The sequence below is a fragment of the Burkholderia sp. SRS-25 genome, from assembly GCF_004343765.1.
Taxonomy (GTDB): domain Bacteria; phylum Pseudomonadota; class Gammaproteobacteria; order Burkholderiales; family Burkholderiaceae; genus Burkholderia; species Burkholderia contaminans.
In genome coordinates this window covers 104,280-129,084 of the sequence record NZ_PTXM01000013.1, presented here as the reverse complement: position 1 = coordinate 129,084, position 24,805 = coordinate 104,280, and the positions used below count along the sequence as shown (strand labels likewise).

General features: G+C 67.4%; 22 protein-coding genes and 1 pseudogene. 11 read left to right on the top strand and 12 right to left on the bottom strand.

Annotated elements, in window-relative coordinates; genetic code table 11:
* Window positions 1-48 precede the first annotated feature (48 nt).
* Window positions 49-1,566, top strand: a complete 1,518-nt coding sequence (locus tag C5O79_RS18800) for a CoA-acylating methylmalonate-semialdehyde dehydrogenase (protein ID WP_046547730.1) — start codon at window positions 49-51, stop codon at window positions 1,564-1,566.
* A gap of 158 nt (window positions 1,567-1,724) precedes the next feature.
* Here C5O79_RS18800 and C5O79_RS18795 read toward each other — a convergent pair whose 3' ends face one another.
* The 3 genes and pseudogenes from C5O79_RS18795 to C5O79_RS18785 all read right to left on the bottom strand — a co-directional run bounded on the left by C5O79_RS18795 (window position 1,725) and on the right by C5O79_RS18785 (window position 3,642).
* The gene (locus C5O79_RS18795) at window positions 1,725-2,099 is read right to left on the bottom strand and encodes a hypothetical protein (RefSeq protein ID WP_021159211.1); all 375 of its coding nucleotides are present in this window, start codon (window positions 2,097-2,099) and stop codon (window positions 1,725-1,727) included.
* A 290-nt stretch (window positions 2,100-2,389) separates the two neighbouring features.
* Window positions 2,390-2,539: pseudogene (locus tag C5O79_RS38945) on the bottom strand (EamA/RhaT family transporter); the annotation flags it as partial.
* Window positions 2,540-2,697: 158 nt separating this feature from the next.
* Window positions 2,698-3,642: a helix-turn-helix domain-containing protein gene (locus C5O79_RS18785; RefSeq protein ID WP_047850041.1), complete on the bottom strand. Its 945-nt coding sequence runs from the start codon at window positions 3,640-3,642 to the stop codon at window positions 2,698-2,700.
* Between the two features lie 87 nt (window positions 3,643-3,729).
* Between C5O79_RS18785 and C5O79_RS18780 the strand changes: the two genes are divergently transcribed.
* Window positions 3,730-5,157 carry a cytochrome P450 gene (locus tag C5O79_RS18780; protein WP_122475728.1) on the top strand — a complete coding sequence of 476 codons (1,428 nt, stop codon included), beginning with the start codon at window positions 3,730-3,732 and terminating at the stop codon, window positions 5,155-5,157.
* Window positions 5,158-5,389: 232 nt separating this feature from the next.
* Window positions 5,390-5,695, top strand: a complete 306-nt coding sequence (locus tag C5O79_RS18775; protein ID WP_039367252.1) for a hypothetical protein — start codon at window positions 5,390-5,392, stop codon at window positions 5,693-5,695.
* An 80-nt stretch (window positions 5,696-5,775) separates the two neighbouring features.
* Here the strand turns inward: C5O79_RS18775 and C5O79_RS18770 are convergent, their stop codons facing one another.
* Window positions 5,776-6,279, bottom strand: coding sequence for a hypothetical protein (locus C5O79_RS18770; protein ID WP_236862384.1), 504 nt, complete (start codon window positions 6,277-6,279; stop codon window positions 5,776-5,778).
* A gap of 18 nt (window positions 6,280-6,297) precedes the next feature.
* Window positions 6,298-7,098, bottom strand: a complete 801-nt coding sequence (locus tag C5O79_RS18765) for a helix-turn-helix transcriptional regulator (protein ID WP_122475730.1) — start codon at window positions 7,096-7,098, stop codon at window positions 6,298-6,300.
* Between the two features lie 141 nt (window positions 7,099-7,239).
* On the opposite strand from C5O79_RS18765, the gene C5O79_RS18760 reads away from it, so the two are divergent.
* Window positions 7,240-8,646, top strand: coding sequence for an APC family permease (locus C5O79_RS18760; RefSeq protein ID WP_122477421.1), 1,407 nt, complete (start codon window positions 7,240-7,242; stop codon window positions 8,644-8,646).
* Between the two features lie 71 nt (window positions 8,647-8,717).
* Window positions 8,718-9,827, top strand: a complete 1,110-nt coding sequence (locus tag C5O79_RS18755) for a P1 family peptidase (protein WP_122475732.1) — start codon at window positions 8,718-8,720, stop codon at window positions 9,825-9,827.
* A gap of 144 nt (window positions 9,828-9,971) precedes the next feature.
* On the opposite strand, the gene C5O79_RS18750 is transcribed toward C5O79_RS18755, so the two are convergent.
* Window positions 9,972-10,184: a hypothetical protein gene (locus tag C5O79_RS18750; protein ID WP_039367272.1), complete on the bottom strand. Its 213-nt coding sequence runs from the start codon at window positions 10,182-10,184 to the stop codon at window positions 9,972-9,974.
* Window positions 10,185-10,321: 137 nt separating this feature from the next.
* Window positions 10,322-12,505 carry an FUSC family protein gene (locus tag C5O79_RS18745; protein ID WP_131931569.1) on the bottom strand — a complete coding sequence of 728 codons (2,184 nt, stop codon included), beginning with the start codon at window positions 12,503-12,505 and terminating at the stop codon, window positions 10,322-10,324.
* Between the two features lie 200 nt (window positions 12,506-12,705).
* Between C5O79_RS18745 and C5O79_RS18740 the strand changes: the two genes are divergently transcribed.
* Window positions 12,706-13,653, top strand: coding sequence for a LysR family transcriptional regulator (locus C5O79_RS18740; protein WP_039367279.1), 948 nt, complete (start codon window positions 12,706-12,708; stop codon window positions 13,651-13,653).
* A gap of 126 nt (window positions 13,654-13,779) precedes the next feature.
* Here the strand turns inward: C5O79_RS18740 and C5O79_RS18735 are convergent, their stop codons facing one another.
* Together C5O79_RS18735 and C5O79_RS18730 are read right to left on the bottom strand one after the other, a co-directional pair.
* The gene (locus C5O79_RS18735; protein WP_039367282.1) at window positions 13,780-14,082 is read right to left on the bottom strand and encodes a DUF4148 domain-containing protein; all 303 of its coding nucleotides are present in this window, start codon (window positions 14,080-14,082) and stop codon (window positions 13,780-13,782) included.
* Between the two features lie 215 nt (window positions 14,083-14,297).
* The gene (locus C5O79_RS18730; protein ID WP_122475736.1) at window positions 14,298-15,440 is read right to left on the bottom strand and encodes a porin; all 1,143 of its coding nucleotides are present in this window, start codon (window positions 15,438-15,440) and stop codon (window positions 14,298-14,300) included.
* Between the two features lie 429 nt (window positions 15,441-15,869).
* Between C5O79_RS18730 and codA the strand changes: the two genes are divergently transcribed.
* The 5 genes from codA to C5O79_RS18705 all read left to right on the top strand — a co-directional run bounded on the left by codA (window position 15,870) and on the right by C5O79_RS18705 (window position 21,380).
* On the top strand, window positions 15,870-17,111 hold the full coding sequence (gene codA, locus C5O79_RS18725) for a cytosine deaminase (protein ID WP_122475738.1): 1,242 nt from the start codon (window positions 15,870-15,872) through the stop codon (window positions 17,109-17,111).
* 175 nt (window positions 17,112-17,286) lie between these two features.
* Window positions 17,287-18,621: a chloride channel protein gene (locus tag C5O79_RS18720; protein ID WP_046547741.1), complete on the top strand. Its 1,335-nt coding sequence runs from the start codon at window positions 17,287-17,289 to the stop codon at window positions 18,619-18,621.
* Window positions 18,622-18,921: 300 nt separating this feature from the next.
* Window positions 18,922-19,359, top strand: a complete 438-nt coding sequence (locus tag C5O79_RS18715; protein WP_122475739.1) for an STM2901 family protein — start codon at window positions 18,922-18,924, stop codon at window positions 19,357-19,359.
* Complete coding sequence (locus tag C5O79_RS18710; protein WP_053060228.1) at window positions 19,352-19,699, top strand: DUF1493 family protein; 348 nt, start codon at window positions 19,352-19,354, stop codon at window positions 19,697-19,699. Before C5O79_RS18715 ends, C5O79_RS18710 begins: the two co-directional genes overlap by 8 nt.
* Window positions 19,700-20,057: 358 nt before the next feature.
* On the top strand, window positions 20,058-21,380 hold the full coding sequence (locus C5O79_RS18705) for a TIGR00366 family protein (RefSeq protein ID WP_046547743.1): 1,323 nt from the start codon (window positions 20,058-20,060) through the stop codon (window positions 21,378-21,380).
* Between the two features lie 65 nt (window positions 21,381-21,445).
* Here C5O79_RS18705 and C5O79_RS18700 read toward each other — a convergent pair whose 3' ends face one another.
* The 3 genes from C5O79_RS18700 to C5O79_RS18690 form a co-directional block, all read right to left on the bottom strand.
* Entirely contained in the window at window positions 21,446-22,774 is a 1,329-nt protein-coding gene (locus C5O79_RS18700; protein WP_122475741.1) for an MFS transporter, read from the bottom strand.
* Between the two features lie 222 nt (window positions 22,775-22,996).
* Entirely contained in the window at window positions 22,997-23,929 is a 933-nt protein-coding gene (locus C5O79_RS18695) for a 3-keto-5-aminohexanoate cleavage protein (RefSeq protein ID WP_122475743.1), read from the bottom strand.
* Window positions 23,930-23,964: 35 nt separating this feature from the next.
* Window positions 23,965-24,771, bottom strand: coding sequence for an SDR family oxidoreductase (locus C5O79_RS18690; RefSeq protein WP_122475745.1), 807 nt, complete (start codon window positions 24,769-24,771; stop codon window positions 23,965-23,967).
* Window positions 24,772-24,805 lie beyond the last annotated feature (34 nt).

Below are 24,805 nucleotides of genomic sequence, written 5' to 3'. Positions count from 1 at the left end.
CGCCGCGCGTCCCCCGCGATCACCGAATTCACGAAAGAGCCTCAACTGATGAAACACGACAGCAACGTAACCTCCACCGTCGGCCACCTGATCGACGGCAAGCGCGTCGACGGCGGCAGCCGCGTCCAGCCGGTGTTCGACCCGGCCACCGGCGAATCGCACAAGAGCGTCGCGCTCGCCGACAAGCTGACCGTCGAAGCCGCGATCGCGTCCGCACAGGCCGCGTTCCCGGCGTGGCGCAATACGCCGCCGCTGAAGCGCGCCCGCGTGATGAGCCGCTTCAAGACGCTGCTCGAAGAGCATGCCGACGAGCTGTGCGCGCTGATCACCGCCGAGCACGGCAAGGTGCTCGCCGATGCGATGGGCGAACTGCAGCGCGGGATCGAGAACGTCGAATATGCGACCTACGTGCCCGAGCTGCTGAAAGGCGAGCACAGCAAGAACGTCGGCCCCGCGATCGATTCGTGGAGCGAGTTCCAGGCGCTCGGCGTCGCGGCCGGCATCACGCCGTTCAACTTTCCGGTGATGGTGCCGCTGTGGATGTGGCCGATGGCCGTCGCATGCGGCAACACGTTCGTGCTGAAGCCGTCGGAGCGTACGCCGTCGTCGACGTTGCGCATGGCCGAGCTGGCGCTCGAGGCCGGCCTGCCGCCGGGCGTGCTGAACGTCGTGAACGGCGACAAGGAAGCGGTCGACACGCTGCTGACCGACCCGCGCGTGAAGGCCGTGAGCTTCGTCGGCTCGACGCCGATCGCCGAATACATCTATTCGACCGGCTGCGCGCACGGCAAGCGCGTGCAGGCGCTCGGCGGCGCGAAGAACTTCGCGGTGGTGATGCCGGACGCCGACATCGGCAACGCGGTGAACGCGCTGATGGGCGCGGCATACGGCTCGTGCGGCGAGCGCTGCATGGCGATTCCGCTGGTCGTCGCGATCGGCGACGAGACGGGTGATCGGGTCGTCGCGGGCCTGAAGGCCGAGATCGAGAAGATGAAGGTCGGCCCGGGCAACGGCGCGGGCGTCGACATGGGCCCGCTCGTCACGCAGCAGCATTTCGAGAAGGTGACGGGCTTCGTCGAGGCCGGCGTGGAAGCGGGCGCGACGCTCGTCGTCGACGGCCGCAGCGTGAAGGTCGACGGTCACGACGGTGGTTACTACCTCGGCCCGTGCCTGTTCGACAACGTGAAGCCCGGCATGCCGATCTACCAGCACGAGATCTTCGGGCCCGTGCTCGGCGTGATCCGGCTGAAGTCGCTCGACGAGGCGATGGCGCTGATCGACGCGCACGAGTACGGCAACGGCACGTGCCTGTTCACGCGCGACGGCGAGGCCGCGCGCTACTTCAGCGACAACATCCAGATCGGCATGGTCGGCATCAACGTGCCGCTGCCGGTACCGGTTGCGTACCACTCGTTCGGCGGCTGGAAGCGTTCGCTGTTCGGCGACCTGCACGCGTATGGCCCGGACGCCGTGCGCTTCTACACGAAGCGCAAGACGATCACGCAGCGCTGGCCGTCGGCCGGCGTGCGCGAAGGCACCGTGTTCAGCTTCCCGTCGAACCGCTGACGCGCCACCCGGCTGCATGCGTCGTCCGCCTGCCTGATGGCGGGCAACAACGCAACGCAATGCGGCCGGCGTGACCGCGAGGAGGCCCGCCCGGATCGGCGATCCGCGCGGGCTTTTTTACGTCTGCGCGGCGGGCGCGGAAGACGGCGGAAGGACGGTTACGGGGCGACCACGTGCCACATGTCCTTGAAGTTGTCGCCGTTGCGGTCGCCTTGTTTCATGTCCTTCGAGAAGAAGTACAGCGGCTTGCCCTTGTAGGCCCATTGCGGGCTGCCGTCGTCGCGCTTGACGATCGTGTAGGGCCCGACCGGAACGTCGGTCGCGCTGGCCTTGTACGGTGGCCAGAAGGATTCGCATTGGCCCGTGCACGCGCTGGTGCCGGCGTTGGCCTTGTCCTTGTCGAACGTGTAGACGGTCATCCCGTTCGCGGCGACGAGCGAACCGTTTTCGACTTTCGTGATCGAGCCTTGGGCCGACGCCGAAGCGGATGCGATGGCGAGCAGGGCGGAGCTGACGAGCAGCGCGGCTTTCATGGGGGCCTCCTGTAATCCGGTGGGCGGCCGCGATCGTGCACGGGCGAGCGTGCGCCAGGATCGCGATGAATGGTGCCGGAACGCGGTGCCGTTTCCGCCGGTGCGAGCGACGCAGGGTCGAATGGCGATGAACGGGGCGCTCAATTCACGATAGGCGGTTTTTGGCGGTGCTGCGAGAACATCGGGGGGCGTATCGGCCGCGCGTATGCGTCACGCAACGGCGCAGTGATTGCCGCCGTGCTTCGCTCCGGTATTTCACATCCGTCCCCGAAGCGCGCATTCCGAGGCATCAGCGCCGCACCCAGCGTGAAGCGTTCGCCCGAGCCGAACGTGTTGCCGAGATCGGTCAGCACACGCAGCAATTCTCCGCGACCGATCACGCCCAGCGCGCCGAACGGCGCGACGGCGATGCCGGCCCAGCGTGACAGCGACCAGCGTTCTGAATGCGCGTAAAGACCTGGGTGAGCCGATGTGAGAGGAGGGATCGACCGCAGACGGCAGGCGTGCGAAGGGGCCGCGTCCATCATGCCCGCGCGGGTCGGAACGGGCAATCGGGAGCCGGTAGAGCACCGACGGTCGACGCGCGATTACCGCCGCGTCACACCCACAGCCGATACATCCAGAACGATTCGTCCTCGATGAAGCGTTGTGTGAATTCGCTCGGCGAGAACCCCGTGATGCGCTTGACCTCGCGGCTCAGGTGCGCCTGGTCCGCGAACCCCTCGTCCAGCGCGAGCGTGGCCCAGTTGAACGCGGCGCCGGCTTCGAACCGGTCGCGCGCCGCAAAGAACGCGCTTTCCGTCCTGACGAGCGTTTGCCATTCGCGCAGCGATCGACCGCTGTAGGTCTTGATGCGCCGCTCGACCTGGCGCGGGCTGTGGGTATGCCGCCATTCGCGCGCCTGCAGGGCGAGGCGCTCGACCCAACTGCGTCCCGCATTGCGTAGCGACGACAGCGGCGTCGCGGGCCGTAACGCCTGCCAGCGAGGCGCAAGATGACGTTCGATCGCCGCCAGCGCATCGGCGTCGCGGTCCGCGCCGACCAGCGCATCGAGCAGCGGGTGCCAGTCGTGGCCGAGGCACGCATGTGCGTCGAGCACGCGGTCGTGGATGTCCGCCAGCGCGATGCCGAACAGCGTCCGTGCCGCATCAGCGGCGAAGCAGATCATGCCGATTCGTCCGCCCGTCGGCGCCCAGGCCACGGTAGGGGCCGAATGGCTGCCCGACAGCGTCACTGCGGCACCGAAGGGGCGCCACCGGGGCCCGTCGGCCGTGGGTTCGACGAAGCCCACGTCGAGATCCCGATACCACGACACGCATACGAGCGGCGTGGCCGGAAAATGCGAGAGCCGCTGCGCGTCGCTCAATGCGACCCCGCGCGTGTCGTGCAACACGATCGCGACCACCGCGCCCTGCAGGGCGGCCGGCGCGGGGTACAGCCGTCCATGCGGCGACCGCCCGTCGCCCGGCACGCGAGGCGCGCGAGGGGCGCGTGCCAGCGGATCGGGGCATGACAGCGGGATCGATGACGGGTCGGAGAACATGACGCTGGAGTATAGGGAGCGGCCCGACGCGTGTCGATGTCGTTTGCGTTCAAGACCGCCGGCATGCCGGTGCGGACAATCCGTCCCATGAACACCCGATCCACATCCTCATGTCCATTCCATGCGGGCGCTGCTGCGGTGGCGCCCGTGCTTCACCCGCCCGGCGTATGGCCGCCGGGGCCGCGTGCCGGCCTGACGGGTTGGGGGCTGCTGCGCGCGATGTCGCGCGACCTGCTCGGCACGCTGGCCGGCTGGCAGCGCGCATACGGTGACGTCGTGCACGTGCGCGTGTGGCCCGAGCACGCGGTGGTGGTGACCGATCCCGCACTCGTGCGCGAACTCCTGGTCACGCATCACGATGCGCTCGGGCGCTGGGAGCGTGCCGTCCGCGTGTTTGCGCAGGTCCACGGCCATAGCGTGCTGATCGCCGAAGGCGACGCGTGGCGCGACAAGCGGCAGGCATTGCAGCCGAATTTCATGCCGAAGGCTGTGCAGACGTTCGTGCCGTCGATCGCGGCGACGGCCGGACATGCGCTCGCGCAGTGGCCCGCGCACGATCCTGACTGGCCGATCGAAAGCGCGCTGACGTCGCTGGCGATGGACGTGATCATGCGCACGATGTTCTCCAACGCGATCGGCGACGATGCACGTGCGGCCGAGGAAGCCGTGCGGGCGGTGAGCGCGGCGGCCAACGCCGATTTTTACTGGCCCGCGAGCACGCCGGACTGGGTGCCGTGGAAGCGCGGCAAGGCTAGGGCGATGGCCGTGCTGAACGGGCTGATCGACCGGCAACTGCATGCGCGTCTTGACCTGCCTGCGCGTGCGTGGCCCGACGATCTGCTGTCGCGCCTGTTGCGGCTGCATCGGGACGACGCGCGGCGATGGCCGCTGCGAGCCGTGCACGACGAATGCATGACCGCGTTCCTCGCCGGCCACGAGACGACGGCCGGGGCACTGACCTGGTGGGCGTGGTGCATGGCAACGAATCCGGCGGCGCAGGCCGCCGCGCGCGATGAAGTGTCGCGCGCGCTGGGTGGTTGCGCACCGTCCGCCGAGACGCGATCGTCGTTACGCTACCTGACGCACACGCTCGAGGAAACGCTGCGCCTGTATCCGTCCGCCCCGATCCTGATCAGCCGTCGCGCGTCGCGGCCGATCGTGCTGGGGCCGTGGCAGTTTCCCGCGCGGACGCTGTTCATGCTGCCGCTGCAACTCATGCAGCGCGATGCGAGATGGTTCGACGCGCCCGACGTGTTTCGTCCCGAGCGCTTTGCCGACGACGTGCCGGCCGCACCGCGCGGAACCTACATGCCGTTCGGCACGGGCCCGCGCGTGTGTCTCGGGCAGCATCTGGCCATGACCGAAATGACGGTCGTCGCGGCGATGATCCTGCAGCGCTATGTGTTGTCGGCGCCGCCCGGCGGGGTGCCGCCGCGGCCGGTGCTGAACGTGACGCTGCGGCCGGACCGGCCGCTGCATCTCGCGATCGCGCCGGCGGGTGAGCGTTCCGCGTGATGCGGACGGCGCGGCCGGGGCGAGCGGGCGACTGAGTCGACGGCAGATCGAACGCGACGGCAGGCGCGGCTGATTCGCGCGTCGCGAACGCTTGCGATTTGCGACACGCAACGAAATCGAATCGTCGGAACGTAAATGCGTGCCTGCCGCTGCGTTCGGCGCCACTGGCGGGGCCTCGCGCAGCACCTATGCTTGAAGGGCCCAGGCCGGGCGGAGCCCAAGGAGGATGGTCATGCGCATGCTTCTCAACATACGAATCCCTCATGAGCCGTTCAACACGCTGGTGCGCGACGGCAGCGTCGGCGACGTGATCGGGCGAATACTCGAAGCGGTCAAGCCGGAGGCCGTGTATTTCACCGAGCAGAACGGCGGGCGCGGGGCTGTCGTGATCGTCGACGTGAATGATCCGTCGCAGATCCCGGCGCTCGCGGAGCCGTGGTTCCTGATGTTGAATGCCGACTGCGAGTTCCGCGTGGTGATGTTGCCGGACGATCTCAAGAACGCCGGGCTCGCGCAGATCGGCGCGAAGTGGAAGTAGACGTGGCGGGAAGCAGCGCATGACGATGCCCCGGCTCGAGAACGGGGAGGCGGCATGGCGCGCCGTCGTGCGCGTGCCGGTTATCGCGCCGGTTGCGACGGTCCGGCGTTCGCTGCTTCCCCGTGTTTCGGCCGCAATAGCAACAGCAGTCCGCTCAGTGCCGCAGCAGCGACGAACACGAAAAAGAACTGTTCGTTCCATTGGCGCAGGCTGTCGGACGCCACGCCGCCGTGACTCCCGGCCGACGCGCCGGCTTCCAGCAGGAACGTGAAGACGGCCGGCACCGGCGCTGAACCGAGGTAGGCCAGGAACGCGAACTGCAGCCGGCCGCGGGTCAGGATCGACCAGACGTTCTTGCCCGTCAGGCAACTGACCAGCACCACCGGCGGGACGAGCACGATCGATGCGGCACTGATCGCACACAGCAGCAGCCAGCCAAGTCCGATGATCGGAATGAGCGACATGAGTCGGGGCTCCTGGTTTAGGGCAATCCTGTTGTCGACGGCGCCTGCGCATCGGTGTGACCGGATGACCCCGGCATGCGGCACTTCACGGAGTGTGCCCGATTCCACGCCGGTTGCCATCCACCGGGATCGATGCAGTCATCCGGCCGCGTCTTCCCCCAGCGCCTGGATGAAGCGCGAAAACAGCTCCGGCTGCGACGAAATCCCGAGCTTCGCGTACAGGTGCCGCCGGTGCACCTTAACCGTTTCGGGGGATATCGCGAGCCGCTCGGCAATCGCCTTCGACGAATTGCCGCGCAGCACCATTCTCGCGATCGACATCTCCCGATCGGTCAGCACGCCCGCGCCGAAGCGGGCAAGCGCCTGCTCGACCCGTGCACCGAGATCGGCATCGGGCGTCGCGCGCGCCGCGTCGCCCACCAGCCGCCAGTGCTGGCGGATCGCCGCGAGCACCCACGGCATCGCGGCCGTCAGCTTGCCGAGCGGCTCGACGTCGAACCGCGTGCCCGCGCCGAGCGACAGCGACAGCAGCAGGTCGGCGCTCGGCCGCGCGAGGATCTGGATCTCGTCGTCGCCGACTGCATCGCGGAAATAGCTCAGGAAATATTCGCTCTGCCGGAACAGGTCGGGCGCGACTTCCTCGAGCCGGTAGCAGCCGTCGGCGAGCCCGTCGTGCGCGGCCTGCAGGAAAGGGTCGAGCAGATACACGCCGTTCAGGTAGAGCGGCACGGGCGATGCGGCATCGGTGCCGCCCTTGTCGTATTCGTCGAGCACGAGCGGTACGCCGTCGGGCCCGATCGCGGTTGCAAGCGCGTTGTCGAACGGCACCATTTCATTGAGCAGCAGCACCAGGAACCGCCAGAAGCGCGGCTGGCCGAGATGATCGATTGCGCGGCCGAGTGCCTGGTGCATCGCGATTTCGGAAAAGAGACGATCCATACCACCACCGGAAGGGCGTAACACGAAGGGGGAATAGCGGTCCTGAAATTGGCTTCCTAGACTGCCACGCAATCAATCGGGCCCGAGTATGGGCGTTCAAAAATAAGTGGCAAAGGATTGGTCCAAGCACAGGAGAACGAAATGGCGATGATGTCGGAATCGACGGGCACGCTGCAAGCGGCGCCTGCAACGGAAGACGCGCCGCGCGCGCTATCGCAGACGCTCAGCGTGCGCGATGCGGTGATGATCACCGTATCGGGCGTGACGCCCGCGAGTTCGATCTTCGTGATCGCGCCGTTCGCGATCCAGCAGGCCGGCAGCGGCGCCGTGCTGTCGTTCCTGCTCGGCGGCATACTCGCGCTGGCGTTCGCGCTCTGCTATGCGGAGCTCAGCGCCGCGCACCGCAGCGCGGGCGGCGAATACGTGATGGCCAAGCGCGTGTTCGGCACGCTGCCCGGCTACCTGACCTTCATCACGGTGCTGTCCGTGAGCGTGTTCATCCCGGCGGTGCTCGCGAGCGGCGCCGCGCCCTACCTGAACAACGCGCTCGGCACGCATTTCGGCAACCAGACGGTCGCGCTGACGATCGTGCTGGTCAGCTATCTGCTCGGCATGCTGAACATCAAGACGAACGCGTGGATCACGGGTGCGTTTCTCGTCGTCGAGATCGGCGTGCTGATGCTGATCGCGGGCCTCGGCTTCGGTTCGCCGCATCGTGGCGCCGACGCGCTGATCGCGCCCGTCGTCGCGAGCGGCAACGCGCTCGTGCCGGCGACGCTCGCCGCGATCGTCCCCGCGATCGGCACGGCGATCTTCTGCTACAACGGCTTCGGCTCGGCTGCCTATCTCGCTGAAGACCTGCGCGGCGGCAACCGCAATGTCGCGAAGGCGGTGATCTACTCGCTGCTCGTGATCCTCGTCGTCGAACTGATTCCGCTCACCGCGATCGTGCTCGGCGCGCCGTCGCTGACCGAGCTGACGAAGAGCGCCGACCCGATCGGCTACGTGGTGCGTTCGTTGAGCAATCCGGCCGTGTCGCGCGTGGTCAGCGGCGGGATCTTCCTGTCGGTGTTCAACGCGATCATCGCGATCGTGATCACGATGGGCCGGCTGCTGTACAGCAGCGGCCGGCACGCGCTCTGGTCGCGCACCTGCAACCGCGCCTTCTCGACGATCCATCCGCGCTTCGAATCGCCGTGGCTCGCCACGATCGCGCTCGCGGTGCCGTCGGCCGGGCTCGTGTTCGTGTCGAGTCTCGACGAGCTGACCGCATTCACGGTCGACCTGCTGCTGCTGATCTATCTGGTCGTCGGGCTGGCCGCGCTCGCGAGCCGCTTCGTGCGCCGTGACGTCGAACATCATTACCGGATGCCGTTGTGGCCCGTGACGCCGCTCGTCGCGGTAGCCGGCGCCGCGTATACGCTCTACACCACGCTCGCAACGGCAACGAAACCCACCGACCTGATCATCATCGCGGGGCTGCTGGTCGCGGCGCTCGTGATGTATGCGGTCTGGGCGCGCCACAGCGAAGCCTTCCGCACGCTCTGAGCGGCGGATCAAGGCTTGCCGTATCGAGACACTGACACACCGAACCATTGAGAGACTGGAGGAATTGCATCATGCGCACGAGGGATCTCGGCATCCGCATCGGACTCGGCACGCCGGGCCGCTTCAACGCGATCACGGACGTTCCGGGCGTGCGGGTCGGACATTGCACGCTGAACGTCGAGAACGGCGATGCATCGATCCGCACCGGCGTCACCGTCATCGAGCCGCGCGCGGGCGCCGCGCACGATTCGCCGTGCTTCGCGGGCGTGCACGTGCTGAACGGCAACGGCGACGCAACGGGGCTCGAATGGATCCGCGAGGCCGGCCTGCTGACCACGCCGATCGCCTATACGAACACGCACAGCGTCGGCGCGGTGCGCGATGCGCTCGTCGTGAACGAGCGCGAAGCGGCGGCCGGCCGCGTGTACTGGTGCATGCCGGTCGTGATGGAAACCTACGATGGCTTGCTGAACGACATCTGGGGGCAGCACGTGAGCGCCGCGCACGTGCAGCGCGCGCTGGCCGCCGCGCAGTCGGGGCCGGTTGCCGAAGGCGGCGTGGGCGGCGGCACGGGGATGATCTGCCACGAGTTCAAGGGCGGCATCGGCACCGCGTCGCGCGTGCTCGCGGCCGATGCGGGCGGCTGGACCGTCGGCGCACTCGTGCAGGCGAACTACGGCGTGCGCGAGATGCTGCGCGTGGCCGGCTACCCGGTCGGCGAAGTGCTGCGGCACGTGCCGTCGCCGTTCCGCACGCCGGACGCGCAAGGCGAGGCAGGGATGGGGTCGATCGTCGTGACGATCGCGACCGACGCGCCGCTGCTGCCGCACCAGTGCACGCGTCTTGCGCAGCGCGCGAGCGTCGGGCTGGCGCGGGCAGGCGGCGGTACGGAGGATTCGAGCGGCGACATCTTCCTGGCGTTCGCAACGGGCAACGACGGCCTGCCGGCGGCGAACTACGGCAGCAAGGGCGCACCGACCACCGGCGTGAAGATGGTCAACAACGACCATATTTCCGCGCTGTTCGTTGCGGCGGCGGAAGCGGTGGAGGAAGCGATCGTGAATGCACTCGTCGCGGGCGGCGACGTCGAGTCGCGCGGGGCGCGGGTCGAAGGGCTGGGGCAGGCGCGCTTGCTGGATGCGTTGCGCGAGGTGGGCTGGCGGCCGGGGCGCGGCGCCTGAAACGGCATGCGCCGCTTCAATCGAAGCGGCGTGGGGCGGCGTGGCGATGCGGCGATCGGCCGGGCCGCGATCGGCCGGGCCGCTGCTCGCCCGCGCATGCAACGCGGGCGGTGCGGGCCTGGCCGTGACGACGCGGCGTCATGCTCAGCTGCCGAAGTAGATGTTGCAGAAGCTGACGGGGCCGACACACGCGTTCGGGTCTTCCTGCTTCGATTGCGAACGATCGACGCGGCCTGCGGCCTTCACGGCTTCAGCGCGGTTCGCCGGTTGCTGTGCGGCGTCTGCCGGCGCCGGCTGTGCGTGAGCAACGGCAGCGGTGAGCGACAGGGCAACGAGGGCGAGGTGCAGCGGCTTCATTTTGGTTTCTCCGGGGTGAGTGCCAGTCTCGCTGGCAGTGAGGAAACTATAGGCTCGCACTGCTTAAAGATTAATCACCGCGGCTGTAGAGCTTATTTCCATCCGGAACAAGGATCCCGTTGCGCACGCACCGATCGTCAATGGCGGTGCCGGTTGAACGGTGCGTCCTTGTCCAGCAGCGCGCTGCGCATGAAGTGCAGGCAGCCGACGATCCGCTGCATCCGGTGCCGCTCGTCGGGCACCGCATACCACGCCTGCAGCGTGTGCTGCGCCGCGCGGATCGCCAGGTTCACCGATTTCAGCGTGCGCGCGTGGTGGCCAGGCGTCGGATCGTCGAAGAAGCGCGGCAGCTCGTGCAGCACCGCGTCGATCGAACCGGTCCAGCGCAGCGTTTGCGGCGGCTTCGATTCGCAGAACGCGTTCAGCTCGTCGCGCAGGTCGATCACCGCATGGCCGACCTCGAGCGTCGACAGCATCCAGCGGAGCGCGTCGCGATGCTGTCGCGTGCGCCGCACGAGCAGCGTGCGCAGTTGTGCCATCAGGTCGTGCGTGCTCGACTGGAAGCGCTGCGCGAGACGCTCCGTCGGCCCTTCGCACGCCAGCGTGACCTGGCGGCGCAGGTCGTGCGCGATGCGGCTCGTGAGCCACGGCATGTGGGCGGGGAACACGACCGCGAACACGAGCGAGCACGCGAGCATCGCGATGACGATCGCCAGGCCGTTGTTGATCAGCACCTCGGGCGTATACGCGATCGCGTTGTCGGGCCCCGCGAGCAGGCAGAAGAACACCGCGAAGCCGATTCCGTAGCCGGACAAGCCCGGCCGCATCGCGAGAAACGCGCCGAGGCCGAGCACCGGCGCGAGCGCGGCGCACAGCAGCGGGAATCCCTCGATGTTCGGATACACGTAGCACAGGAACACGTAGCCGACCGCGGTCGCGAACGCCGCACCGACGCCCATCTGCGCGACGAACTTCGGCGCGCGCGGCGACGTCGAGCTGAGCGCGCACGCGATCGCGGTGGCGATCACGGCGAGCGGGCCGCTCGGCCATTCGGACGCAATCCAGAACGCGCTCATCGCGCCGACGGCGACGATCGTGCGCAGGAACGCGAAGCCGACGAAGAACGAATTGGTCTTCACCGCGTAGTGCGTGACCGAGCGCTCGAACGCGTGATCGTCCTGGTCGAGCGACGCATAGGTGTCGGCGTAGCCGAGATATTCGCCGATGAAGCGGTACAGCAGTTCGATCGCGGTATCGAAGTCGAGCAGGCCGCCGGCCGCGTGGGCTTCGATGTCGCGCCGCGATGCGCGCGCGGCTTTCGGCAACGCGCTGTGGAAGCGGCGCAGTTCGAGCAGCGCGCCGGAGGCCGGCGCGATGCCGCGCTGCCGCTCGTCGCGCAGTGCGGCGAAGCGCTGCGCGAGCGCGTCGACGTGCGGCGCCAGCGCATCGAGCACCGCGTCCGAGCCATTGGCACGCAGCCGCTTGACGAGCTGGTGCAGCGCATGCAGCCGCGTGCACGCGTTCATGAACTCGCTGTTCAGCCGCGCGAGGCGTCGGCTGCGCGCGCGAATGTGCGGATCCTCGAACGACGCGAACGCGCGGTTGGCCTCGAAGCCGACGATGTCGTCGACGAAATCGGCGAAGCGCCGCTCGAAATCGCCGCGCGCGACGTCGCCCGCGAGTGCGCCGGCCGTGAACGCCGCGAACGTCGCATGGCGGGTGCCCAGCGAACGCATCAGCGCCTTCGCGGAGCTGAGCGGCAGGATCAGCGCGCTGACCGCGCCCGAGCACGCGATGCCGAGCGCGACTTCCGCGGCGCGCGTGAGCGCGGACTGGAACAGCGTCTGCGGGGTCATCACGGCCGGCAGGCCGATCAGCGCGGCCGTGTAGCCGGCGAGCACGAAGCCGTACCAGCGGAAGTGGCGGTTGCGCACCGCGAGCGCGATGCAGGTGCCGATCCACAGCGTGATGCCGGCCATGTACAGCTCGGGCTGCTGCGCGAACAGCCCGCCGAGCGCGAGCGCGGCGACGAGGCCGGCCGCCGTGCCGAGCACGCGGTAGAAACTCTTCGCGAACACCATCCCCGACAGCGGCTGCATCAGCACGAACACGGTCGTCATCGCCGTGCGCGGCTGCGACATCTCCAGGCGCATCGCGATGCCCATCGCGAGGAGCGCCGCGAACACGGTTTTCGCGAGGTGCAGCCAGATCAGCCCGTCGCTCGCGGCCCAGTCGCGCGCCGCGTCGCCGAGTGGATCGAGCCAGGTTCTCCATCGTGCCGGTTCGATGGAAGGACGCTCGATCGCAGGTTGTGGCTTCATGAAAAGAGGGGGCCGGTACGGGGCCAGGCACGGTGCGCGGCGCGTCCGAACGGGTCCGTTCGACTGTTGAGGCGCCGATTGTAGGAGGGCGGCGCCCGCGCATTAACGCAGCTGCCGGGAAACGATAGTTGCAGCCGGAGTAACAATCTGTCGCATCCCGTGGAGGAAAATAGCGGCTCCGCTACAGGTTGCTCACAGGAATGGATACGCTACAAAACATGCGGGTGTTTTCGCGCGTCGTCGAGACGGGCAGTTTCACCGCCGCCGCGCAATCACTGAATTCGACGACGGGCGCGATGTCGCGCGCGGTGTCGGAACTCGAGGCGCGTCTGCGCACCCGTCTGATGAATCGTTCGACGCGCCGTCTCGCGCTCACGTCGGCCGGCGAAAGCTATCTGCGGCGCTGTCGCCAGATCCTCGCCGACGTCGATCGCGCGGAAGAAGAAGCGAGCTGCGCGCACGAACGGCCGGCCGGCGTACTGCGGATGCACAGCTTCGCGAGCGTCGGTCATCACTATGTGTTGCCCGCACTGACGCGCTATCACGCGCAGTTTCCGGGCGTGTCGATCGAACTGTCGCTGTCGCAGCGCATGCCCGACCTGTTCGACGGCACGAGCGACATGGCCGTCGTGACAGCGTCGTCGCTGCCCGATTCGGAACTCGTGTCGCACCTGCTCGGCTCGACCTTCAGCATCCTGTGCGCGTCGCCCGACTATGTGAAACGCCACGGCGCACCGGTACGCCCGCAGGATCTCTCTGCGCACGCGTGCCTGACGCTGTGCACGCCGGCATTCCCGACGCACGAATGGGTGCTCGAGGGGCCGGAGGGTGTCGAGCAGATCCACGTCGCGGGGCCGGTGCAGACCAATACGGCCGAATCGCTTGCCCTCGCAATCCGCGACGGCATCGGGATCGGCATGCTGCCGCTGTACTCGGCGATCGACGCGCTGCGCGACGGCACGCTCGTCCGCGTGCTGCCCGCGCATATCCTGCAGAAGATGAACGTGTACGCGCTGTATCCGTCGCGCCGCTTCGTCGATGCGAAGGTGCGGACCTGGGTCGAGATGCTGCGTGCCCAGGTGCCGGGGATGATCGCGCGCGACGTCGAGATGCTGAACGCGATCGATCGCGAACCGCAGGCCGCCTGAGCGGCGGCCTTGCACCGGCGCATGGCCGCACTGCCGGTGTCTTCCCTTCAAGCCAATCGAAGCCAACGCAACCCGCGCCGCGCCTGCATGACGTCGTTCATGCGGGCGCGGCGCGGCGTCATGCCGTTACAACGCAGGCTTGGCAGCCGCGCCCGATTCCGTCGTCGGTTCGCCGGCGTGGCCGTAGGCGGCCTGCGCAGCCTTCCGTTGCGCGAGACGCTTTTCGTGGAGTCGTTCCTGTGCCGCCATGATGTCGTCCGGATAGTTGTTGACTTCGCCGCGCGCCGGGTTGTAGCCGACCGACTCGAGATCGATCAATTCCTGCAGCACTTGTGCGCGCGTGACGGGCGACTGGGCCGACTGGGCGAAAGACAGGGCCGGTGCAGCGAGCAGGACGGCAGCGGCGGCGGTAACGACGAGCGATTTCACGAGGTTCTCCTGGGGCGGGGTGGGCGGCCGGTTCGACGCGCGATGCGTGACCCCGACCTTTGCTGGCAGTCTACGCAGCGCCCGCGCGCGTAAAAACCCCGATTCCAGGCAGGCTGCCTTCCAGATGGAACAACATTGGGGCAGGCCGCCCGCGGCCGGCGAACCCGTGTGCGGACGCAGGTTCGTGGCCGTCGGGCGACGAGGCATCGCACCGGTCAGAAGCGCGTGCGCATGCCGATCGTGCCGACGATCTGGTTCGCGGTGCTCGATGCGCCGCCCGAGCCGGTGATGAACGCCTGGTAGCCGCGGCCCGCTGCGTGCTGGTACATCGCTTCCGCATAGACGTCCGTGCGGCGCGACAGCTTGTAGACGGCCTGCAGGTCGACCTGGTGCCACTTCGGATCGGTGCCGTGCTTGCTGTCGGGGTTCGACACGCTGGCGTCCGTGTACACGTAGGCTGCGCCGAGGCTGACGGCCGGCGTCACCGCATAGCGCACGTTCACGTCGTAGTTGTTGAACGCGACCTGGCCGGTCGAGCCGAACGAACCCGTGTTGTCGTACTGCGAACGCGTATAGACGAAGCCGACGGTGGCCGGGCCGAACCCGTAGCTGATGCCGCCGCCGTACGAACGCATGCGGTCCGAGCCGATCGACCAGCCGCCCTGGTTCAGGCTCTTCGCTTCGGCCGCATCGGTCGCGCCGGGGCTCGCGCTCGTCGAGCCCTTCGTGCCGTTCATCTGCAGGTACGCGCCGGCCAGCTTCAGCGGGCCGTTCGTGTAGCTCGCCGCGACGCTGTACGCGCGGTTCGCGCCGAAGTTGGTCGCGTTCGAGAACGCATACATCGCGCCGACCTTGAAGCCCGCATAGGTCTCGCTCGTGTACTTGACCGCGTTGTTGATGCGCAGCGAGTGGTTCAGGTTGTCGTTGTCGAACGGATGCGCGAAGCTCGTGTCGCCGAAGTCGCCGGCCGTGGCCGACAGCGGCGCGACGAAGTCGACCATCGTGTCGTACTGGCGGCCGAGCGTCAGCGTGCCGTAGCCGTTCTGGCTCAGGCCGACGTACGCGTGGCGGCCGAACAGCTTGCCGTCCTGCCCGAGCCCGCCGTTGTTCACGTTGAAGCCGTTCTCGAGCACGAACAGCGCCTTCAGGCCGCCGCCGAGATCCTCGGTGCCGCGAAACCCGACGCGGCTGCCGTTGACGGTGCCGCTGTTCAGGCGCCACAGCGATGCACCGTTGGCGTTGTTGGTGTAGACGATGCCGGCGTCGATCAGGCCGTACAGCGTGACCGAGCTCTGTGCGTGAGCGAGCGGGGCGAACAGTGCGGCGGTGCATGCGCCGGCGATGAGGGTTTTTTTCAAGTCAAGGCTCCTGCGTGTGGGACTGGGAATGAAAGCTGGGCGCAAGTATAGAAACGCATGGCGCGCGCAAGGCCGCCGGCGCCGCGAGCGCACCTTTCCGGATCCGGCAAGAGTCCTTCACAGAACTGACACGATGTGGCGCGCGCGCCTGATGGCGGCGGTTTTTGCGCGATTGCGCACGGATGGCATCCGTTCGTCCGTGACCGGCTGTCGCGTCGTTGCAACGTGCGCGGGGCGCGGCACGGCGGTTGATCGGCGTGACCGGCGCGCGGAGAATGAGGCGTTCGCGCCGACGACGGGTGTCACACGCATGAGAAGACGCGTGCGTATCACCGATCGCCGCGTTTCATCGATACTCGTCAACTGGATCGCACGGCCGCCGACGCAATGCGCGCGGCTGTTCTCATGGATGCCACGGGGAGACTTCACATGAATCTGTTCAACGTACGCCTGCGCGGCCGCGACGGCCTGTTCACGATCGGCATAGACGGCGGCACGATCGCGCGGGTCGACGCCCAGCCGGCACCGGTCGCGCCCACGGGCACAGCGGACCTCGACGCGGGCGGCCGCCTGGCGATTGCGCCGCTCGTCGAGCCGCATATCCACCTCGACGCGGTGCTGACGGCCGGCGAGCCCGCGTGGAACATGAGCGGCACGCTGTTCGAGGGCATCGAGCGCTGGGCCGAACGCAAGGCGACGATCACGCACGAGGACACGAAGACGCGCGCGCATGCGGCGATCGGCATGCTGCGCGATCACGGGATCCAGCACGTGCGTACGCACGTCGACGTCACGGATCCGACGCTCGCCGCACTGAAGGCGATGCTGGAAGTGAAGGACGAGGCACGCGGGCTGATCGACCTGCAGATCGTCGCGTTTCCGCAGGAAGGCATCGAATCGTTCGACGGCGGCCGCGCGCTGATGGAGCAGGCGATCGACCTGGGCGCGGACGTCGTCGGCGGGATTCCGCATTTCGAGAACACGCGCGAGCAGGGTGTCAGCTCGATCCGCTTCCTGATGGATCTCGCGGAGCGCACCGGCTGCCTCGTCGACGTGCATTGCGACGAAACCGACGATCCGCATTCGCGCTTCCTCGAAGTGCTCGCGGAAGAGACGCGCGTGCGCGGGATGGGGGCGCGCGTGACGGCGAGCCACACGACCGCGATGGGCTCGTACGACAATGCGTACTGCTCGAAGCTGTTCCGCTTGCTGAAGCGCGCAGGCCTGAACTTCATCTCGTGCCCGACCGAGAGCATCCACCTGCAAGGGCGCTTCGACACGTTTCCGAAGCGGCGCGGCGTCACGCGCGTCGCGGAGCTCAACCGCGCGGGCATCAACGTGTGCTTCGGGCAGGATTCGATCAAGGACCCGTGGTATCCGCTCGGCAACGGCAACATCCTGCGCGTGCTCGATGCGGGCCTCCATATCTGCCACATGATGGGCTACCAGGACCTGCAGCGCTGCCTCGACTTCGTGACCGACCACAGCGCGACGACGATGCATCTCGGCGACAACTACGGCATCGCGGTCGGGCGTCCGGCGAATCTCGTCGTGCTCGACGCGGACAGCGACTACGAAGCAGTGCGCCGGCAGGCCAAGGCGACGCTGTCGATCCGTCACGGGAAAGTGATCCTGCGGCGCGAACCGGAGCGCGTCACGTATCCGGATTGACGCGGACGTGACGCAGGCGGCGGGCGATCCCGGCCCGTCCGGCGTCATGTATTCACGAAATGCATCAGTCGATTCGAAAAATACGTTTGTCTCATGATGGGCGCCGGCCTACGATGCGGTCCTGACGGCGGCGTGCGTGTTGCGCGCCGTTTTTTCGATTCCAATCGCCGACCCCATGCGCCCCGATCTCCCGTCCGCTCCCGCATCCTCCTCGCCGGCCGCCAGCCCGTTCGCGCGCGTGGCCGTCGTCACGATCCTGACCGGCGTCGGCGCGGGCCTCGGCGGCATGCTGCTCGCGCTGCTGTTGCATGCGATCCAGCACGTCGCGTACAGCTACAGCGTCGCGCACGTGATCGGCACCGAGAGCTTCCTGACCGGCGTGACCGGCGCCGATCCGCTGCGCCGGCTCGCGGTGCTGGTCGCCTGCGGGATCGTCGCCGGCGGCGGCTGGTGGGCGTTGTACCGGTATGGCCGGCCGCTCGTCAGCATCCGCCGCGCGGTGCGCGCGGCCGACCCGCGGATGCCGGCCGTCAGCACGACGGTTCACGCGCTGCTGCAGATCGTCACCGTCGCGCTCGGCTCGCCGCTCGGCCGCGAAGTCGCGCCGCGCGAGATCGGTTCGCTGCTTGCCGGGCGGCTGGCGCATGCGGCGGGGCTCACGCCCGACGACTGCCGGCTGATGGTCGCGTGCGGTGCGGGCGCGGGCCTCGCGGCCGTCTACAACGTGCCGCTCGGCGGCGCGATCTTCGTGCTCGAAGTGCTGCTCGGCACGTTCGAACTGCGTGCGCTCGTCATCGCGGTCGCGACGTCGGCGATCGCGGCGGCCGTTGCGTGGATCGGCCTCGGCAACGAACACCAGTACACGGTGCCGCCGTTCGTGCTCAGCACGCCGCTGGTGATGTGGTCGATCGTCTGCGGGCCGCTGTTCGGTCTTGCCGCGTACGGCTTCGTGCGGCTCACGACCCAAGCCCGCGCGAACGCACCGAAAGACTGGCGGCTGCCGGTGCTCGCGCTGGTCAACTTCGCGGTGATCGGCGTGCTCGCGATGCGGTTTCCGCAATTGCTCGGCAACGGCAAGGGCCCGGCATCGCTGGGCTTCGACGGCACGCTGACGATCGGTCTCGCCGCGGCGCTGCTCGTGCTGAAGGTGCTGATCGAGGCCGGCAGCCTGCGGGCGGGTGCGGAAGGCGGCCTGCTGACGCCGGGCCTCGCGAACGGCGCGCTGCTCGGCGTCGTGCTCGGCGGCCTGTGGAGCCTCGTGTGGCCGGGCGCGTCGATCGGCGGATGCGCACTGATCGGTGCGACCGCGTTTCTCGCCGCGTCGATGCAGATGCCGATCACGGCGGTCGTGCTGCTGCTCGAATTCACGCGCGCGGATCACGACAGCCTCGTGCCGATGCTGCTTGCGGTGGCCGGCTCGCTCGTCGCGTACCGGTTCGCGCAGCGGCTGGCGGAGCGGCGGGAAAGTGCGGTTGCGACGGTGCGCGAACACGCAGCGGCTACGCACTGACGCGCATGAGCTGTCAGGAAGCAGGAAACGCACCGGCATCAGAAACCGGCGAGCCACCAGAGAAATTAACGGCTTGCATCCGTTCTGGTGAATACCGTTGCCGCGATGCGCGTGCTGGACGACGAAGCCGTAACGATCGGAGGTGCAAGCCGAACATCGCTGAAACGAACCACGCGTGATCGATCTATTGCATCCCGACACGGTTCTGCAGCGGTCGCCGACCCGGCGGGCGCGTTGTCCTCCCTGCGTTATTCACGATAGCTTTGCCAGTTCGCTCAAACTCAAGCTGTCAGAGAGAAAATGGCAACTTCGTACAAGTACGGCATTCATGAGGGCCTGCGCCGTGAAGAATTGCTCTTGCTGATCTTTATCGAAGAAACCGGCAAGGCGTTGGGTGTAGATGATGCGGTTGGCATTGCGATGGTATTGCTGGGGCAGCGTTTCATCCCCACGCGCGGCAAGTTCGCGAACGCGGTCAAGGACACCTCCATCGCGTCTGTCGTTTCGCGTCGTATGTTGCCGTACGAGCTAAAGCACCGGATATTGCCTACCGTCACCTCGTTCACTAGCCTTATCATGTTGCGCATCAAATTCACGCGGAATATCGGCGCGTTCGTCGGGCGCGCGATTCCCGGCGTCGGGTGGGTAATGCTGGCAACGGATGTATCGCTGATCACTTATTACACGGTCAAGACCTACAACGGCATGGTGAAGCCCGAGGATCGTCTGTATGGCTGACACATGGAAGCGTCTCGAAGCATTTATCACGAGCGATATCGGCGGGCTTCCGGTCCATCGAATCGAACTGAGTCGGGACACGGATCTCTATCACGATCTCGACATGGAGCCGGACGCTATCGACACGCTTATCAAGCGATGGGGGGGAGCGTTCGGTGTCGACCTGTCCGCGTTCGACATTCACTATTACTACCCGTCCGCGAAGCTCGGCATGGGTTCGTTTCTCGCTGCGGTCGTCAAATCGCCGTTTAGCCTTGATGCGCGGGAGAAGTTGGGCGGCAGGTCGCTGACACTCGGAATGCTGAAAGAGGCGATGGAGCGCGGGCGCTGGGAATCGTAATCTTCTGAAGGTCGCAGGCTGCTGGCCTGACACCTGTTCATGCGAACCACGCCGGATCGCCTCGTAAAACGCAGAACGCCCGCCAGATTCATATCCAGGCGGGCGTTTTTGCGTTTGCACTTTCCGCCATCCATTCCGGTTTGCGCCGGCGGTCGGCGGTGCTTCACAGATGGGTGTTCCGACGCCCGAATTCCGTGACGCCCCGGTGACGGATTCGAGAACCTGAAATTGACCGGCGCAATGACCGCCGAAGGCATCAAGGCAGACTGCGCGGTTCTGTGCAAGAATCCGCGCGTTTCCGCGCCTCAACCAACAACGACACGCGCGGACGTCCCTATCAGGAAACGAGGAGCTCAAGTTGATTCAGCGCATTTCCCAATTCTTCACGCAGGTGGTCCACCGCGTGTTGCCCGACCCGTTGATTTTCGCGATCCTGCTGACGATCGTCACGTTCGCGCTCGCGTTCGGCCTCACGCCGAACACGCCCGTGCAACTCACGACGATGTGGGGTTCGGGTTTCTGGAACCTGCTCGCGTTCTCGATGCAGATGGTGATGATCCTCGTCACCGGTCACGCACTCGCGAGTTCGCCGCCCGTGAAGCGCATGCTCGTGGCGCTTGCGAGCACCGCGCGCACGCCCGGGCAGGGCGTGATGCTCGTCGCGTTCGTCGGCGCGCTCGCGTGCGCGATCAACTGGGGCTTCGGCCTCGTGCTCGGCGCGATGCTCGCGCGCGAAGTGGCGCGCCGTGTCGCCGGCAGCGATTACCGGCTGCTCGTTGCGTCCGCCTACATGGGCTTCCTGAGCTGGCACGGCGGCTTGTCGGGATCGGTCCCGCTCGTCGCGGCCACGAAGGGCAATCCGATGGAGAAAACCATCGGGCTGATTCCCGTGTCGGAGACGATCTTCACCGGCTACAACGCGTTCATCACGATCGGCCTGATCGTGATGTTGCCGTTCCTCGCGCGCATGATGATGCCGAAGCCGGGTGACGTCGTCAGTGTCGATCCGGCGCTGCTGGCCGAACCGCCGAGCGTCGAGCGCCAGCTCGGGCCCGATGCGACGTTCGCGGAACGGCTGGAGGAAAGCCGCTTGCTGTCGGTCCTCGTCGCGGCGCTGTGCGCGGCGTTCCTCGTGCTGAAGTTCGTGCAGAAGGGCTTCGCGCTCGACATCGATACCGTGAACCTCGCGTTCCTCGCGGCCGGCATTCTGCTGCACCGTACGCCGATGGCCTATGCGCGCGCGGTGGCCGGCGCGGCGCGCGGCGCGTCGGGGATCATGATCCAGTTCCCGTTCTACGCGGGCATCCAGGCGCTGATGGATCACTCGGGGCTCGCGGGCGTGATCACGAAGTGGTTCGTCGATATCGCGAACGTGCACACGTTCCCGCTGCTCGCGTTCCTGAGCTCGGCCGTGATCAATTTCGCGGTGCCGTCCGGCGGCGGCCACTGGGTCGTGCAGGGCCCGTTCGTGATGCCGGCGGCCCAGGCGCTCGGCGCCGATCTCGGCAAGGCCGCGATGGCGATCGCGTACGGCGAGGCCTGGACCAACATGGCGCAGCCGTTCTGGGCGCTGCCCGCGCTGGCGATCGCCGGGCTCGGCGTGCGCGACATCATGGGCTATTGCGTGACGACGCTGCTGTTCTCGGGCGTCGTGTTCGTCGCGGGGATGTATCTGTTCTGACGGGGCGACGCGAGAGGCGGGCTGCCTATGCGTCCGCCTCTCGCGATCCCGAATCCGGCCTGCCGTCAGCCGAGCGACCGTGCGTCCGGCCGCTCGTGTCCGTGCCGCAACGCGAGGCTGGCGAACGCCGCGATGACGAGCGCGGTCGCCAGTAGCGTCAGCCCGTTCTTCGCGTTGCCGGTCGCCTGTTCGATTGCACCGACGACGGTCGGCCCGACGAACCCGCCGAGCAACCCGCACGTATTCACCAGCCCGAGTCCGCCTGCCAGTGCGTTACCGGCGAGCCGCGACGCGGGAAACGTGAAGACGATCGACTGAACGACGAAGAACATGAATGCGGCCACGCACACGCACAGGAGCCCCGCGGCAGGCGACGCATGCGCGGCGCCGACCATCCCGGCCGCCATCACGACCAGCCCCGCACACAGCATCCGGCGCGAATGCCGCGACTCGCGCGCAAAGCGCGGCAGTGTGGCGGCGCCGCACGCGGCGGCAAGCCAGGGCAGCGCGGTCAACAACCCGACCGCGAACGGCGAGAAGCGTCCCGATGCGCCGATGATGCCCGGCAGGAAGAAAATCACCGTGTAGATGGTCAACTGGTGGCAGAAGTACACGAAGATCGCGAGCCAGATCTGCGGATCGCGCAGCGCGGTGCCGAATGCATGGCCGCCGTGCGCGCCGGCCCCCGCATCCTGCTCGGCGGCCAGCGTGCGTTCGAGTGCACGCCCGGTTTCCGGGGCGAGCCACGGTGCGGTGCTCGGACGATCCGGCAGCCGTGTCCACACGACGAATGCGAGCAGGATCGCCGGAATGCCTTCGACGACGAACAGCCATTGCCAGCCGTGGAAGCCGAGCGTGCCGTCGAGCTCGATCAGCGCGCCGGCCAGCGGGCCGCCGACGATGTTCGCGATGCACACGCCAAGCAGGAAATAGCCGGTTGCACGCGCACGCTCCTCGCGGCCGAACCAGTACGTCAGGTACAGCATCACGCCGGGAAACAGGCCGGCTTCGGCGGCCCCGAGCAGCAGGCGCATCACGTAGAACGACGTCTCGCCGCGGACGAACGCCATGGCGACCGACAGTGCCCCCCACGTGATCATGATCCGCGTGATCCAGAAGCGCGCGCCGACGCGATGCATGATCAGGTTGCTCGGAATTTCGAAGAGCGCATAGGTCAGGAAGAACAGCCCCGCGCCGAGTCCGTACGCGGCCGATGAAATGCCGAGATCGACCCCCATCGAATGTTTGGCGAACGCGATGTTGGTGCGGTCGAGGAAGCTGATCACATACGCGGCGATCAGCAGCGGCAGGAGTTTGCGGAACAGCAGCCGGTTCAGCGACGCGCTCGCGTCGCCGGCGGCGGAAGACAGGGCCTGGGCGTGATGAGTGGACATGCGGACGACTCCGGTAAGGGCGAACCGGCGCGCACGGCAAGCACGGTGCGCCGCGTTCGGCAGATGCCGCTGCGATGCACGCAGCGGATGGGCAGACGACGGAGCCGCGCCGGCAGCGCTCGAACGGAGCGGGGCGATGATGGGCGTCCTGGCGCCGGCCGGCTCGGGCCGGCGCCTTGTCACTGCGCTTGCGGATTCTGGTGTTGGGGGGCTACCCGGCGATCAGAAATTCACCGCGTCGCCGCCCTTGAGTGCGAGCATCGCGCGCGCCTCGGCCGGTGTCGCGATCTCGAGCGACAGGCCTTCGAGCACCTGCCGCATTTTCAGGACCTGCGCGGCGCTCGATTCCGCGAGCTTGCCCGGCGCGATCCACAGCGAATCCTCGAGCCCGACGCGCACGTTCGCGCCTTGCGCCGCACCGATCGTCGCGAGAGGAATCTGGTTGCGGCCGGCGCCGAGGATCGACCACACGTAATCGCTGCCGAACAGGCGGTCGGCCGTGCGGCGCATGTGCATCAGGTCTTCCGGGTGGGCACCGATCCCGCCGAGCAGGCCGAACACGCTCTGCACGAAGAACGGCGGCTTCGCGAGCCCGCGGTCGACAAAATGCGCAAGGTTGTACAGGTGCGAGATGTCGTAGCACTCGAATTCGAAGCGCGTGCCGTTCGCCCCGCAGCGCGTGAGAATCGTTTCGATGTCGGCGAACGTGTTCTTGAACACGAGGTCGCGGCTCTTCTCGAGATGTTCGCGTTCCCACGGATGCTTCAGCTCGCGAAAACGCTCGAGCATCGGGTACAGCCCGAAGTTCATCGAGCCCATGTTCAGCGATGCGACTTCGGGCTGGAAATGCAGCGCGGGCTGGAGGCGTTCGTCGACCGTCATGTGCGGGCTGCCGCCCGACGTGAGGTTGATCACCGCATCGGTTTGCGCCTTGATGCGCGGCAGGAATTCGGCGAACACGGCCGGATCCTGGGTCGGCTTGCCGTCGGACGGATTGCGTGCGTGGAGGTGCAGGATCGCCGCGCCGGCCTCGGCGGCCGCGATGGCGGCCGTTTCGATCTCGTGCGGCGTGACAGGCAGGTACGGCGACATCGACGGCGTATGGATCGCGCCGGTCGGCGCACAGGTGATGATGACTTTGCGAGCGTTGGCCACGGATGGATTCCTTTCGGTGAACGATGCAGGGTGCGTCAGAGCACTTCGACGTTGCCGCAGACGGAGATGGCCTGCCCGGTGATTCCGTGCCCGCCCGGCGAGCACAGGAACAGCGCGGTCGCGGCGATCTCGGCCGGATCGGTCATGCGTCGCAGCGAAATCTTCTCGAGGTAGCGCGTCTCCATCTCGTCGTAACCGATGCCGAGCTGCTGTGCACGCGCCTGGATCACGCGGCGCATCCGCGGGCCGCGCACGATGCCGGGTTGAATGGCGTTCACGCGAATGCCGAGCGGCCCGAGTTCGATCGCGAGGCTCTTCACGAGACCGACCACGGCCCATTTGGTGGCCGCATACGGTGTGCGGAACGCGTAACCGAGCCGGCCTGCGACCGACGACAGCGCGATGATCGCGCCGCCGTGTTTCGCGTCGCGCAGCAGCGGCACCGCGTGGCGTGCGAACTGGAATTGCGCGGTCAGGTTGATCGCGACCGTTTGTTCCCACTGCACGGGGTCGATTTCGTCGATGCCGCCGGTCGGACCGGCGATGCCGGCGTTGTTGACGAGCACGTCGAGGCCGCCGAGCGTGGCCGATACGTCGGCGAACACGCGTTCGACGGCGGCCGGATCGGATACGTCGGCCAGCGTCGCACTGAGCGCGCCGGCTCCGGCGCGCGGCGGCCGGTCGGCGAGCGCTGAAATCGCGGCTTGCGACGCGTCGCATACATGCACGTGCGCGCCGCATTCGGCGAACGCGTCCGCGATTTCAAGACCGATGCCCGATGCGCCGCCCGTCACGAGGACGCGCAGGCCGTCATAGGGTTTCAGCAGGTCGGAAGCTGTCATGCCGGGTTGTCTCCATCGTTGATGTAGTCGGATC

Coding starts and splice junctions, on each gene's coding strand:
- C5O79_RS18800 (WP_046547730.1), top strand. CDS start 49: ATGAAACACGACAGCAACGTAACCTCCACCGTCGGCCACCTGATCGAC.
- C5O79_RS18795 (WP_021159211.1), bottom strand. CDS start 2,099: ATGAAAGCCGCGCTGCTCGTCAGCTCCGCCCTGCTCGCCATCGCATCC.
- C5O79_RS18785 (WP_047850041.1), bottom strand. CDS start 3,642: ATGTTCTCCGACCCGTCATCGATCCCGCTGTCATGCCCCGATCCGCTG.
- C5O79_RS18780 (WP_122475728.1), top strand. CDS start 3,730: ATGAACACCCGATCCACATCCTCATGTCCATTCCATGCGGGCGCTGCT.
- C5O79_RS18775 (WP_039367252.1), top strand. CDS start 5,390: ATGCGCATGCTTCTCAACATACGAATCCCTCATGAGCCGTTCAACACG.
- C5O79_RS18770 (WP_236862384.1), bottom strand. CDS start 6,279: ATGGCAACCGGCGTGGAATCGGGCACACTCCGTGAAGTGCCGCATGCC.
- C5O79_RS18765 (WP_122475730.1), bottom strand. CDS start 7,098: ATGGATCGTCTCTTTTCCGAAATCGCGATGCACCAGGCACTCGGCCGC.
- C5O79_RS18760 (WP_122477421.1), top strand. CDS start 7,240: ATGGCGATGATGTCGGAATCGACGGGCACGCTGCAAGCGGCGCCTGCA.
- C5O79_RS18755 (WP_122475732.1), top strand. CDS start 8,718: ATGCGCACGAGGGATCTCGGCATCCGCATCGGACTCGGCACGCCGGGC.
- C5O79_RS18750 (WP_039367272.1), bottom strand. CDS start 10,184: ATGAAGCCGCTGCACCTCGCCCTCGTTGCCCTGTCGCTCACCGCTGCC.
- C5O79_RS18745 (WP_131931569.1), bottom strand. CDS start 12,505: ATGAAGCCACAACCTGCGATCGAGCGTCCTTCCATCGAACCGGCACGA.
- C5O79_RS18740 (WP_039367279.1), top strand. CDS start 12,706: ATGGATACGCTACAAAACATGCGGGTGTTTTCGCGCGTCGTCGAGACG.
- codA (WP_122475738.1), top strand. CDS start 15,870: ATGAATCTGTTCAACGTACGCCTGCGCGGCCGCGACGGCCTGTTCACG.
- C5O79_RS18720 (WP_046547741.1), top strand. CDS start 17,287: ATGCGCCCCGATCTCCCGTCCGCTCCCGCATCCTCCTCGCCGGCCGCC.
- C5O79_RS18715 (WP_122475739.1), top strand. CDS start 18,922: ATGGCAACTTCGTACAAGTACGGCATTCATGAGGGCCTGCGCCGTGAA.
- C5O79_RS18710 (WP_053060228.1), top strand. CDS start 19,352: ATGGCTGACACATGGAAGCGTCTCGAAGCATTTATCACGAGCGATATC.
- C5O79_RS18700 (WP_122475741.1), bottom strand. CDS start 22,774: ATGTCCACTCATCACGCCCAGGCCCTGTCTTCCGCCGCCGGCGACGCG.
- C5O79_RS18690 (WP_122475745.1), bottom strand. CDS start 24,771: ATGACAGCTTCCGACCTGCTGAAACCCTATGACGGCCTGCGCGTCCTC.